At 40.5% G+C, this 12,424-nt stretch carries 7 protein-coding genes and 5 tRNA genes; 7 read left to right on the plus strand and 5 right to left on the minus strand.

What is annotated here, in order from left to right:
* The first annotated feature begins 11 nt into the window (after positions 1 to 11).
* From HNW13_RS11940 to HNW13_RS11965, 6 genes are all read left to right on the plus strand, one after another.
* Positions 12 to 2,189 carry a type I secretion system permease/ATPase gene (locus tag HNW13_RS11940; protein ID WP_101087234.1) on the plus strand — a complete coding sequence of 726 codons (2,178 nt, stop codon included), beginning with the start codon at positions 12 to 14 and terminating at the stop codon, positions 2,187 to 2,189.
* Positions 2,186 to 3,568, plus strand: coding sequence for an HlyD family type I secretion periplasmic adaptor subunit (locus HNW13_RS11945; RefSeq protein ID WP_192116347.1), 1,383 nt, complete (start codon positions 2,186 to 2,188; stop codon positions 3,566 to 3,568). Before HNW13_RS11940 ends, HNW13_RS11945 begins: the two co-directional genes overlap by 4 nt.
* Positions 3,569 to 3,589: 21 nt before the next feature.
* Positions 3,590 to 4,999, plus strand: a complete 1,410-nt coding sequence (locus tag HNW13_RS11950) for a TolC family outer membrane protein (protein ID WP_101087236.1) — start codon at positions 3,590 to 3,592, stop codon at positions 4,997 to 4,999.
* Entirely contained in the window at positions 4,999 to 5,604 is a 606-nt protein-coding gene (locus HNW13_RS11955) for an OmpA family protein (protein ID WP_162022189.1), read from the plus strand. The genes HNW13_RS11950 and HNW13_RS11955 overlap by 1 nt, the downstream gene beginning before the upstream one ends.
* 86 nt (positions 5,605 to 5,690) lie before the next feature.
* The gene (locus HNW13_RS11960) at positions 5,691 to 6,341 is read left to right on the plus strand and encodes a transglutaminase-like cysteine peptidase (protein WP_101087238.1); all 651 of its coding nucleotides are present in this window, start codon (positions 5,691 to 5,693) and stop codon (positions 6,339 to 6,341) included.
* A gap of 7 nt (positions 6,342 to 6,348) precedes the next feature.
* Positions 6,349 to 8,271: an EAL domain-containing protein gene (locus tag HNW13_RS11965; RefSeq protein ID WP_101087239.1), complete on the plus strand. Its 1,923-nt coding sequence runs from the start codon at positions 6,349 to 6,351 to the stop codon at positions 8,269 to 8,271.
* A 642-nt stretch (positions 8,272 to 8,913) separates the two neighbouring features.
* Here the strand turns inward: HNW13_RS11965 and HNW13_RS11970 are convergent.
* The 5 genes from HNW13_RS11970 to HNW13_RS11990 form a co-directional block, all read right to left on the minus strand.
* Positions 8,914 to 8,990: transfer RNA gene (locus tag HNW13_RS11970), tRNA-Pro, on the minus strand.
* A gap of 73 nt (positions 8,991 to 9,063) precedes the next feature.
* Positions 9,064 to 9,140: transfer RNA gene (locus HNW13_RS11975), tRNA-Pro, on the minus strand.
* A gap of 73 nt (positions 9,141 to 9,213) precedes the next feature.
* Positions 9,214 to 9,290, minus strand: a tRNA-Pro gene (locus HNW13_RS11980).
* A gap of 31 nt (positions 9,291 to 9,321) precedes the next feature.
* Positions 9,322 to 9,397 (minus strand) — tRNA-His (locus tag HNW13_RS11985).
* 51 nt (positions 9,398 to 9,448) lie between these two features.
* Positions 9,449 to 9,525: transfer RNA gene (locus HNW13_RS11990), tRNA-Arg, on the minus strand.
* Positions 9,526 to 9,789: 264 nt separating this feature from the next.
* Here HNW13_RS11990 and HNW13_RS11995 point away from each other — a divergent pair.
* The gene (locus HNW13_RS11995; protein WP_162022171.1) at positions 9,790 to 12,414 is read left to right on the plus strand and encodes a diguanylate cyclase; all 2,625 of its coding nucleotides are present in this window, start codon (positions 9,790 to 9,792) and stop codon (positions 12,412 to 12,414) included.
* Positions 12,415 to 12,424: the final 10 nt, after the last annotated feature.

Raw genomic sequence — 12,424 nt, forward strand, 5'->3', positions numbered from 1 at the left:
ACAATGATTAGGTGCCTATAACTGCGTCTAACAAAAGTGAGCAGTGGACGATCTCTGCTTCCCAGCGGGTAACGGTCGATCCGTTACTCGATTGTTTGGTTTTATTAACTGAACATTTTGGAAGCCCTTGCTCAATAGATTCCCTTGCGGCAGGTCTTCCTTTGTCTGGTGCAGTCATTACGCCCGATTTAATTCCTCAAGCCGCGGCAAGGGCTGGGCTATCAGCTAAATTATCACGTAAAGATTTGAATCAAATCTCTGAAATATTATTACCTTGTATCTTATTATTGAAAGATAAAAAGGCCTGTATTCTAAGAGAGATCGATCTAGAGCAAGACAAAGCCGTTATACAATTACCTGAAACGGGCGGCGAAGATACTCTGACGATTGAAGGTTTAGAAACCTTATATGTAGGTTACTTATTTTTAGTTAAACAAGATTACCGTGGTGACAAAAGTTTTGATGTTCACCTGCATGACAGCAAAACACATTGGCTACTGCAAAGTATTAAAGACTCTGCTCCTATTTACCGAGATGCTCTAATAGCCTCAGTATTGGTCAACCTTTTTGCCTTGGTTTCACCACTATTTATTATGAATGTCTATGACAAAGTGGTACCCAATCTCGCATTTGAATCACTATGGGTTTTAGCCATTGGGGCAAGTATTGCTTATATATTCGACTTTATAATGCGCCAATTACGCAGCTATTTAATTGATATAGCGGGTAAAAAAGTCGACATTATTGTTTCTTCAAAACTATTTGCAAAAGCCATTGGTATTCCACTATCTAAGCGTTCACCAAGCGTAGGAGGAATGGCAAGACAATTAGGTGAGTTTGACAGTATTCGGGAGTTTTTGACCTCTGCAACGATTACTGCGTTGGTTGATCTACCGTTTGCATTACTGTTCGTGATCATCATTTATATTGTTGCTGGCGATTTAGCTATTATTCCGGTTATTGGCAGCTTGATCATTATCGCAGTCACCTTTTATCTACAACCTAAACTGAAGCAAGCAATTGAAGAAAGTAACCGCTTTGCCAGTTTAAAGCATGGCCATTTAATTGAAAGTTTAACCGCGTTAGAGTCAATTAAAGCCAATGGTGCAGAAGGGTTAGTACAAAAAAGCTGGCAACAAATGATTGGCCATACAGCCAATTGGCAGCTCAAAACCAAAAAACTGTCTAATTATGTCAGCCATATAGCTAATTTTATGGTGCAATTAACCGTGGTATTAGTCGTGATATTAGGTGTGTATCGACTAGCAGAAAACGAAATTTCCATGGGTGGGATCATTGCCGCGGTCATGCTATCTAGCAGAGCTATATCTCCGATGGCTCAATTAGCAGGGTTAATTACCCGAGGTAATCATACCATCAGTTCACTGCGCCAATTAGACGCAATAATGGAACAAGAAGATGAGTTTGAAGACAAAGGAAACCTAGCCAGTAAAGAACGATTTATGGGAAAAATTGAAGCGGATAATATCAGTTTTAGCTTCCCTGGCTCCGAAAAACCAAGCCTACACCCTTTATCAATACAGATTAATCCTGGTGAGCGCATCGCCATTATCGGTCGTAACGGCTCAGGTAAAAGCACCCTAGCCAAATTACTACTCGGATTGTACAAACCAACTCAAGGCAGCCTGCGCTATGATGGATTAGATGCAGGACAGATTCACCCTAGCGACCTAAGACGTAACTTTGGCTATTTACCTCAAGACGTCACCTTGTTTCATGGGACTATTCGCGACAATATTTTATTCGGTTCTAGGCAAGTGACTGAACATCAATTAATAAGAGCTATCCAGCTTTCTGGTGTCAGTATGTTTACTAACTTAGAGTCTGAAGGATTAGATCAACAAGTTGGTGAAGGAGGCTTGTCACTCAGTCGTGGCCAACGACAAACCGTCGCTTTAGCCAGAGCAACATTGAATGATCCCTCGATATTATTAATGGATGAACCAACAGCAAGCCTGGATGCTAGAGCAGAAAAACAGTTTATTCGCTCAATGCAATTGGTTAGTCGCGACAGAACATTATTACTCATTACCCATAAAATGCATTTATTAAATCTAGTCGATCGCATTATTGTGTTAGAACGTGGACATGTAGTGGCTGATGGTCCTAAAGATGAAGTCCTTGCGAAACTTAATGCAGGGACAATTGCTGGAGCCCAAAACTCATGAGTAAGCATCTTACCGTAGCCGACTTAGAAATGGTTGATGACGTTTATGGTGCCATGATGACTGACGCCCCGTCAGGACATCGTCTTATCATATGGTCACTGTCCGCAATGATGGTGTGTTTTTTTATTTGGGCTTACTTCTCAGAATTAGATCAGGTGACATCAGGAACGGGTAAAGTTATTCCGTCGTCACAGATTCAAATTATCCAAAGTCTAGATGGCGGAATTTTGCAGGAAATCTATGTCCAAGAAGGGAGTCTGGTCACTAAAGAACAACCTTTAGCCCGGATTGATGACACCCGATTCCGCTCCGATTTTGACCAGCAAGAACAAGAAGTGTTCGGATTACAAACTAATATTATTCGCATGCGCACCGAATTAGACAGTATTATTATTTCAGATATGTCTTCAGACTGGCGCCAACAGGTCAAAATAACCAAGCAAAATTTGGTATTTCCGCAGACCATTATTGACGAAGAGCCAGAACTGGTTAGGCGTCAACAAGAAGAATATTCAATTCGGTTGGATAATTTAAGCAACCAATTAGAAATTCTTGTACGTCAGATCCAACAACGTCAGCAAGAAATAGAAGAGTTGGCCTCTAGAATTAGTACCCTTACGACGAGTTATCAATTAGTATCTCGCGAGCTTGAATTGACTCGACCACTTGCTCGGAAAGGCATTGTTCCGGAAGTTGAGCTGCTCAAACTTGAGCGCACAGTGAATGATATTCAAGGTGAATTACAATCGGTTAGGCTTTTACGTCCAAAAGTGAAAGCGTCTATGGATGAAGCAATCTTAAAGCGCCGAGAAGCTGTATTTGTTTATGCCACTGATTTACGTGCACAGCTCAATGAAATGCAAACCAAATTATCACGTATGAATCAGGCACAAAAAGGCGCATTTGATAAGGTCAGTAAAGCCGTCATAGCTTCGCCTGTTATAGGCACCATTAAAAAAATTAACTTTAATACCTTAGGTGGCGTTGTACAGCCAGGTGAAGAGATTATGGAAATTGTTCCATCAGAAGATAAACTGCTGATAGAAACCAAAATCACTCCTAAAGATATTGCTTTTTTACATCCGGGATTACCCGCTATCGTAAAAGTCACCGCATATGACTTTACTCGTTATGGCGGGCTAAAAGGAACCGTTGAACACATTAGCGCCGATACGTCACAGGATGAAGAAGGCAATAGTTTCTATATTGTAAAAGTGCGAACACAAGAGTCCAGTTTAATGAAAGACGATGGCACAGAGATGCCAATAATTCCAGGGATGCTCACTTCAGTAGATGTCATCACGGGAAAAAAATCCATACTTGAGTACATTTTAAATCCAATTTTAAGAGCGAAAGATACCGCCCTTAGAGAGCGCTAAGAAGAACCGGGAGGGTTTTTTATGACAACTATTATAAATCAACAAATAAAGCTAAGTGCTGTTGCTCTTGCTTTATCAATGTTGATAGCGCCAACAGCCTCAAGCCAGACTCTTGAGCAAGCTGTTGCACATACGCTAGACACAAACCCAGATTTACGCATTGCTTTTAATCGTTTTAAAGCGCGTGAAGAGCAAGTTAATCAAGCCGTAGCAGGCTATATGCCAACCGTAGATCTTTCTGCGGGCTATGGCTGGGAGCAAACAGATAGCCCTTCAACTCGTCGTAAAGTAGGCCAAGGTGATGTTGATAATGACGGTATGATTGATTTAGAACGTGGCGAAGCCGGTTTTAGTATCAAACAAATGCTGTTTGATGGTTTCTATACCAGTAGCGAAGTCGATCGTTATTCGTATGAAGCTAGCGCGGATCAGTGGGCATTATTTGCTGCTGCTGAAGATATGGCATTGGATGTTGCAAAGGTCTATTTGAACTACATCCGTAGCGAGCAAGTACTATTACTCTCGGAGAAAAATCTCGCGAGTCATAAAGAGATTTACGATCAAATAAAACAACGCACAGATTCAGGTTTAGGATCGATAGCAGATTTATCGCAAATCACCGGTCGTCTTGCCCGTGCAAACGCCAATGTAATTTCGGCTAAAAATAATTTAGAAGATGCTCGTGCAGCCTATATCAGAATTGTTGAAGCAAAACCCGATGACCTAATTCTGCCAGTGCCTGATGCTGATATGCTACCAAAAAGCTTAGATAAAGGGCTCATGGCAGCAAAATCAAAACACCCAGTATTAAAATCAGCGGAAAGCGATATTAACGCCGCTAAAAAAGAACGTAGCTCAGCCAAAGCCAGCTATTTCCCACAATTAAGCCTAGAACTTAATGGTAACTGGAATAATGATACTGATGGCGAAGATGGCTACAGCGCAATTAGCAGCCAAAATGTTAACGGCTATAACAATGATTTAGTTGCTATGGTTCGGGTTAAATATAACCTTTTTTCAGGTGGTAAAGACGTCTCAAAAGACAGAGAAACAGCCTATAAAGTCAACGAAGCAAAAGAAATCCAACAACGCGCTTATCGCCAAGTTGTTGAGGGTGTTTCGTTAGCTTGGAATGCTTATGAAATGTTAGCCCCACAAAAACAGTTCATCCGTGAACATGTTGTGGCGTCAAAACAGACTCAAGTGGCTTATGTGCAACAATTTAACTTGGGCCAACGAACTCTGCTCGATTTACTCGATACAGAAAATGAACTATTTGAAGCTCGTAAGGATTACTTGCAAACCGAGTATGACGAAATTGCTGCTCGTTACCGAGTATTGAATGCGACAGGCGATCTACTTGACTCACTTCGAGTAACACGCCCGGGAGAATGGCGTGGTGAGCGTGAATATGAGGGAGGTGTTAAATAATGAAATATTTGATGATTTTACTCGCATTGATTACAACAACAGGTTGTTCGATCAACGATATTGTCGAGTCTAATGCTTCTACACCACAAAATTTTGATCTTGCCGACAGTGATCGTGATGGTGTGATAATGGCCCGAGAACGTTGTGCTGGCACCATCATTGGTGCTGCTGTCGACAACTATGGTTGTGGTAGCATCAAAGATATCAATGAACGCCAAGACTTAAAAATACTATTTAGTAATAATTCAGTGGTTATCGAACAGCAGTATTATAACCAAATTGAACGCGTCGCTAATATCATGAAAACCTACCCTACCACTAAGGTAAAAATAGAAGGCCATACCAGTAAACGTGGAAGCTATGAACTTAATTTAGCGTTATCTCAAAAACGTGCAAAAGCGGTTATCGAAGTGTTAGAAAACACCTTTGGTATCGATCCAAGCCGTCTTAACGCTACAGGGTATAGTTTTGATAACCCAATTGATAACAGTGGCACGCCAGAAGCAGAAGAGCGTAATCGTCGTGTGATAGCTGAAGTCACAGCCGATGACACCATTCCAGAAATGAGATGGAATATTTACACTGTCGATGAGCAAAATGACTAACGGACATACAAGGCATTGATTCTTTGAGTCGTGAAGACAGCAAAGTAACTACAGCGTTGCATAAAAGGGTCTGTCATTTTTTTATTATGGCATCGGCCCTTTTAGTTTCATGTTTATATGCTGCACCAACTCAAGAATTGAATCAGCAGCAAACCGTTTCAGCATTGTCGAAACGTTATGGCGATCGCGCAGGATTACGAGCAAATGCTTGGTTCAAAATCGTCAGTGATTCACAACAACTTGCTGATATTGATAAATTAGAAAAAGTGAATCAATTTTTTAATTTATTTCGATTCATTGATGATCAAACGCTATGGGGTGAATCCAATTATTGGGCATCGCCAATGGAGTTTATCGGGGCTAACGGAGGGGATTGCGAAGACTTCTCAATCGCAAAGTATTTCACGCTTCTTCAACTGGGTATTCCTGAAGATAAACTCCGAATCACCATGGTAAAAGCGACATCGCTGAATCAATATCATATGGTGTTAGCATACTATGAAAAGCCTAATTCGATTCCGTTAGTGCTCGACAATTTGGATAAAACCATAAAATTGGCAACGAAACGAAAAGATCTCCTGCCGGTTTACAGTTTTAACGGTAAACAATTATGGCTAAACAAAGAAAAAGGTCGAGGTGTGTTAGCTGGCTCATCATCACGCCTTGAAAAATGGACTGACCTTAAACTTAGATTAGGTGTAGAACGCTTACGCCAACCCAAACTCAACATGGAGTAGTGACAACATGACCCTGTTCAGGCAGATCTATGCGTTACTTTTCGGGCTTTTCTTGTTAACAATTGCAAGCGTAGCCTATGTACAATTTTCAGAAACCCAAGGATTCTTATCCAAACAAATGGAATCTGATCTCAACAATGCCAGTAATTCATTAGGATTAATGCTGACCCCTGTTTTAGAAGCCGGTGATGATGCCGGAGCTGAAACATTAGTCAATGTCATTTTTGAGGGCGGCTATTATCAACAAATCAAACTAACGTGGTTGGTTGATGGTAAGCAACAAGTGTGGAACAACTCTGTTAAAGTCGATAATATCCCTCAATGGTTTATCGATCTAAACCTGTTTAAAACCATTAAAAAACAAACCACGATTACCTCTGGTTGGTTACAACTTGCCACACTAGAAATTACAGCTCACCCAGGATTTGGCTATCAGGAGTTATGGCGGATTATTTCCGACATTATTATTCTATTTTCAATCTTATTTCTCATCGCCATTATATTTGCGCGAGTGGGATTAAGCTGGATTTTAAAACCCTTAAACACCCTTTCTTTACACGCTAAACAAATAGCAGCACAGCAATTTGGCCCAGATATGCCAACGCCAAAAACAAGGGAGTTAAAAGAGCTCGTCAATGCATTTAACAGTATGTCAGCCCAATTAAAACAAGTATTTAATTCTCTTGACGAAGAAGTCTCAGCATTAAGAAAGAAAAATCTTATCGATCAAGTCTCAGGGCTGCCAAATAGACAATATATGGTCAGTAGAGTTAATGGTTGGTTAAGCGAACCCAGTACCGGAGCACTTTACTTAGTCAAAATGGATTGGCTAGAAGAAGTACATAGCAAATACGGTTTCCAAGTTCGCGATGAGACCATTCGCATTCTGGCTGAGAAACTACAACACCACCAAGATCAAATTTCTTCTTCTGTTATAGCCCGCATTGCAGCATATGAATTTGCCTTCCTTGTTGAGGACTGTGAACATGACCAGCTGGCTAAGTATTTGCAAAGCCTAATACGTACTGTTAATAAAGAAATATCTAAAGCTGGCTGTAAACCAAATGAACAGTTTTATATTGGTGTTGCTGAACGTCTAGGACAAATGACAGTATCAGACATGTTGGCTCAAGCAGATAACGCACTCCAACAGTCCATTAAAGACGACAAAGTGTTCCATTGGTTTGAGAACACTCAAAAGCAGCTGTTTACCCGTGAAGAGTGGCGCAATAATTTAAGTCATGCCATAAAGAACAAAAAATTCCAATTCCGTTGGCAGTCGATTCAGCTATGTGCCAAAGATGAAATTTGTCAGCGCGAACTATATTGCCAACTGCAAATAGGCGACACAATCCTCCATGCTGGTCAGTTTGTTCCCTATATAGAATTACTCTCATTAGGCACAATGTTCGATCGTTGTTTAATAGAAACAGTCAATGAACATCGTTTACTCGAACGCAATTATGAACGCGTCGCCATCAATCTTACTTATCAAAGTATAAGCGATGCTGATTTTCATCTTTGGCTAAAACAATTCCTACGATCCAATAAATACACCGAACGGATTTGCTTTGAAATCCCAGAAGCTAGTGTATATAGCGATTTAGAATCTTGTGAAAATCTCTGTAAAGTCATTCGAGATTCAGGAGCTCAGTTTGGTATCGATCATTTTGGTCGCCAATTCGGTTCAATGGCTTACTTACAAAGTCTACGTCCAAATTATGTCAAACTAGACCAATCATTTGCCTATATTGAAGAGAATCAACACAACAGCGAATTATGTCGTGCCTTAGTGAATGTCGCTAAAGGGTTAGATATTCAAGTGATTGTCACAGGCATCCAAGAAGCAAACCAATTAACACGATTTACTGAACTCAGAGTCGATGCTTATCAAGGCTTTATTGTACCGCCGGTCAATGTGAAGCTCTAAGTGATATCAAAGAGTTGATTTACTAATAATAACCACTCCTCTGAGTGGTTTTTTTATCTCTGTAGAGCTACTTACAGGCGATAAACTCACTAGGGTATTAGTGGGTTAACCCAACAGCTATAACACAATGCTAGCGCTATACAGCTGTTCTGGTGAACTCGTTCATATTTAAGAACGATACCAGTCTACTGCAATTAATTTACGACCAAGCTTGCTCGATAAGATTTAGCCATACCATGGCACGACTCTGATAACCTGAATATCAGCGTAAAGCCTATTTAACCTGATGTGATGGTCTCCTCCCACTTCAATCATGGCACATCGATGCCGTACACATCAGGTTATTTATACCTATAGTCGCAGCAGTAATAAACGGTATCAATCCTCCAGCTATAACAGAAGGGCTATAACGTATGGTTAGCAAAAAACATACAAACGTCATTAAACATAGCATGTAGTTCCTATTAACGCCGTTAATGCAAATAGATAGTGTGAATCAATAATGTGGATAGATAATGCAGATAGATAATGCAGATAGATAATGCGATTGGCATTGTTCACTTAATAAGGCAATAGTACGAATGTAATGACCAATCAAGAAAAACAAAAAGGCCACTCATTTGAGTAGCCTTTTAGTTAAATTGGTCGGTGATAGAGGATTCGAACCTCTGACCCTCTCGTCCCAAACGAGATGCGCTACCGGGCTGCGCTAATCACCGAGATTTTTACTTGAAAACAAGTCTGATATTTATTTAACTTTGAGGCTAAATTCGCTATGAGAAAGCGGCAATGTGGTCGGTGATAGAGGATTCGAACCTCTGACCCTCTCGTCCCAAACGAGATGCGCTACCGGGCTGCGCTAATCACCGAGATTTTTACTTGAAAACAAGTCTGATATTTATTTAACTTTGAGGCTAAATTCGCTATAAGAAAGCGGGAATGTGGTCGGTGATAGAGGATTCGAACCTCTGACCCTCTCGTCCCAAACGAGATGCGCTACCGGGCTGCGCTAATCACCGAAAATAAAACTATATAAAACGACAAATTGAATGGGGTGACTGATGGGGCTCGAACCCACGACAACCGGAATCACAATCCGGGACTCTACCAACTGAGCTACAATCACCACTGACTTTCAATTCTACTAACCAATACGACAGAAACAGTACATGCCGAATGGTGCGCCCAGAAGGATTCGAACCTTCGGCCTTACCCTCCGGAGGGGTACGCTCTATCCAGCTGAGCTATGGGCGCTCGCCTTGGTTAGCGACGCATATATTAGGGATAAAACACCGTCACGTCTAGCCCTGATTTGCTTTTTTTAACTGACTGATTAACTTTTGACTCATTTACGCTAACTATTTGCTCGCTTCTTACTTATTCGCACTCATTTACGAGAGTTATTAACTTTATACTGACATTAATTTAGCTTGGATCACATTTGTATTTATGGTAATTATAATGATTGCTCAACAATAATTTGTTCACATAATTAATAGGATAACGGTCAACAAGGGTATGGATACTGCAATAAGTCACTCAATAGCCTCTCCACGAGTCGAGCATCTGCAAAAAAGGATCGCTCGCTTAAAGCGTTTGGCTAAAAAATATAAACGTTCTGAGACTATTCAGAACGCTTTACTGGGTATTTCTAATATTGCGACCCAGGTCACTTCACTTGATGATTTTTATCAACGAGTACACTTACATCTGCAGCAACTTATCCCTGCAGAAAACTTTTTTATTGCATCTCAAGACCAAAAAACCGGACTGACAAGTTTACCTTTTTTTGCCGACCAACAAGATTCTCACCCAACGGAACTCTACCCAGACCAGGAAATATCAGCATTACTTAATAGTGGTTTAACAGGTTATGTGCTCCGTAATGGCACACCTTTGTTATGCGACGATAATAAGTTTAATGAATTGATCGCCAGTGGCGATATTAAAAGCCTTGGCTCTCCAAGTCACCAATGGCTTGGCGTACCCATCAAGAACCAAGATGTCGTCAGTGGTGTACTTGTTGTACAAAGCTATAACGAAGCCAATACCTACGGTGAACTTGAATTAGAATTAATGGGTTTCATTTGCCATCATATTTCTGGGGTAATGGAACGGCTTGAGCATCATGAACAACTAGAACAAGCCATTGTTGAACGCACTAAAGAACTCAGCCAAGCTTATGAAAAAGTCAAAAAAGAGATAACGGAACGAGTTAAAGCCGAAAAATTGCAAAAAGCCTTATTCGAAATTGCCGATTTATCTGCATCAAATGTACTCCAACAAGACTTTTATTTACGACTTCACACTATTATGAGTCAATTAATACCGGCTGATAACTGTTTTATCTCATTGATAAACGATAACAATATGTTGTCGTTTCCTTTCTATGTTTCGCAAATGACAACCGAATATCCAGCCTCTCGTCCTATGCAGGATGGGCTAACAGAATACATCCTAGAACATAAATTACCGCGGTTATTATCATCTAAAGATATCGCTGACATGGTTGCTAATGGTGAGATTTACGCAAAATCACCAGAATTAAACAAAACCGATAGAATGCATCAATGGATAGGCATTCCGCTGATCATTAATGGCGATGTCGCTGGCGCATTAACGATTTATAGCTTGGGTGACGCTCATATTTATCAATTGAAAGATTTAGAGTTGCTGACGTTTGTGTCTCAACATATGGCCAATGCTATTGAACGTAAATTGGCGGCTGAGTCACTGAAAAATAGCCATGAGCAGTTAGAAGATAAAGTCGTTAAACGCACTCGAGCACTCGCTGAACTGAACAGCAATCTTCAACAAGAAATTAATCAGCGCCGAAAGATTGAAGATCAACTCTTACACGATGCTCAGCATGATGGACTGACAGGGTTACCCAATCGCAGCTATTTAATGGAACGATTATCACAAGCATTAAAACACTTGCGCCGGCATGGATTAGATCAATTTGCATTATTATTTATCGATCTCGACCGCTTTAAAGTGATCAATGACTCTTTTGGTCATCTCGAAGGCGATCGCTTTTTAATTGAAACCGCACAACGTATCAAGTCATGTGTACGTGAAAATGACACTCTAGCAAGAATGGGCGGTGATGAATTTGTTATTTTGCTGGATTCTATTAATGCCACGGAAGATGCAATCGAGGTCAGTGATCGTATTTTACAAGCGTTGTCGATGCCCTATCAGCTAGCCAAACAAGAGTTCATCTCAGGTGCCAGTATCGGAATTGCATTTAGTGGACGTAATAAATTAGTCACCAGCGAGTCACTACTTCGTGATGCTGACGCTGCTATGTATCAGGCTAAAGCTAATGGTAAGGGTTGTTATGTTATTTTTGACGACAAGCTCAGCGCACAATCTAAGCTACAACATGAATTGGAAATTGATTTTAAAAACGCCCTAGACCAACAAGAATTTGAAATTAACTACGTTGAAGTGGTCGATTTTACTAATGGTGAAATCATTGCCATTGAACCTCACGTTGAGTGGCACCATCCCAAACAAGGCATAATTGAACATGGCAAAATGAAAAGTCTTGCCGCACAATACCAGCTCACACTTAATATCGACGGTTATATTTTTTCTCACTTAAGTGAACAGTATCAATTTCTTAAACAAAAATATGGACCGTCAGTATACTTACATCTATCCATTAGCAGCCAGCACATCAAAAATAAATTCGTATTACGCAATCTCAAGCAAACGATTAAAAGTAGCAACATCAATCTTGAGAAATTAATATTATTCTTTAACGAAAAAGCACTAGTGCAAGACACCGAAAACCACATCAATGGTTTCGAGCTCATCTCGCAACTAGGCGTGCAAATCGGGATCGATGGCTATGGCACAGGTTACAGTTCACTCAGTTGCCTGAGCTTTTTACCGATTAAGGCATTAAAGTTAGATGATGACATCAGTAAGCATTTACTCAATGACAAACAGTTACAATTAGTCAAAGCTTACCAACTGACGGCACAAACACTTAATTTCGATATGTACGCCACCACAGTAGACACACAACAACAAGTAAGGCAGTTTTTAGAACTGGGTTATGTGCGTGGTCAAGGACGAGCGATCAGTAAACTTTTTAACGAAAAAAAAAAGCCACATAAGGCCTGTGCCTAATCAATAAGTC

Source organism: Shewanella sp. BF02_Schw, from assembly GCF_014596695.2.
In the GTDB taxonomy this organism is placed as follows: Bacteria; Pseudomonadota; Gammaproteobacteria; order Enterobacterales; family Shewanellaceae; genus Shewanella.

Bases quoted from the DNA above. Each gene is read 5' to 3' on its own strand.
- HNW13_RS11965 (WP_101087239.1), top strand. From the start codon at position 6,349: ATGACCCTGTTCAGGCAGATCTATGCGTTACTTTTCGGGCTTTTCTTG.
- HNW13_RS11960 (WP_101087238.1), top strand. From the start codon at position 5,691: ATGGCATCGGCCCTTTTAGTTTCATGTTTATATGCTGCACCAACTCAA.
- HNW13_RS11945 (WP_192116347.1), top strand. From the start codon at position 2,186: ATGAGTAAGCATCTTACCGTAGCCGACTTAGAAATGGTTGATGACGTT.
- HNW13_RS11995 (WP_162022171.1), top strand. From the start codon at position 9,790: ATGGATACTGCAATAAGTCACTCAATAGCCTCTCCACGAGTCGAGCAT.
- HNW13_RS11950 (WP_101087236.1), top strand. From the start codon at position 3,590: ATGACAACTATTATAAATCAACAAATAAAGCTAAGTGCTGTTGCTCTT.
- HNW13_RS11955 (WP_162022189.1), top strand. From the start codon at position 4,999: ATGAAATATTTGATGATTTTACTCGCATTGATTACAACAACAGGTTGT.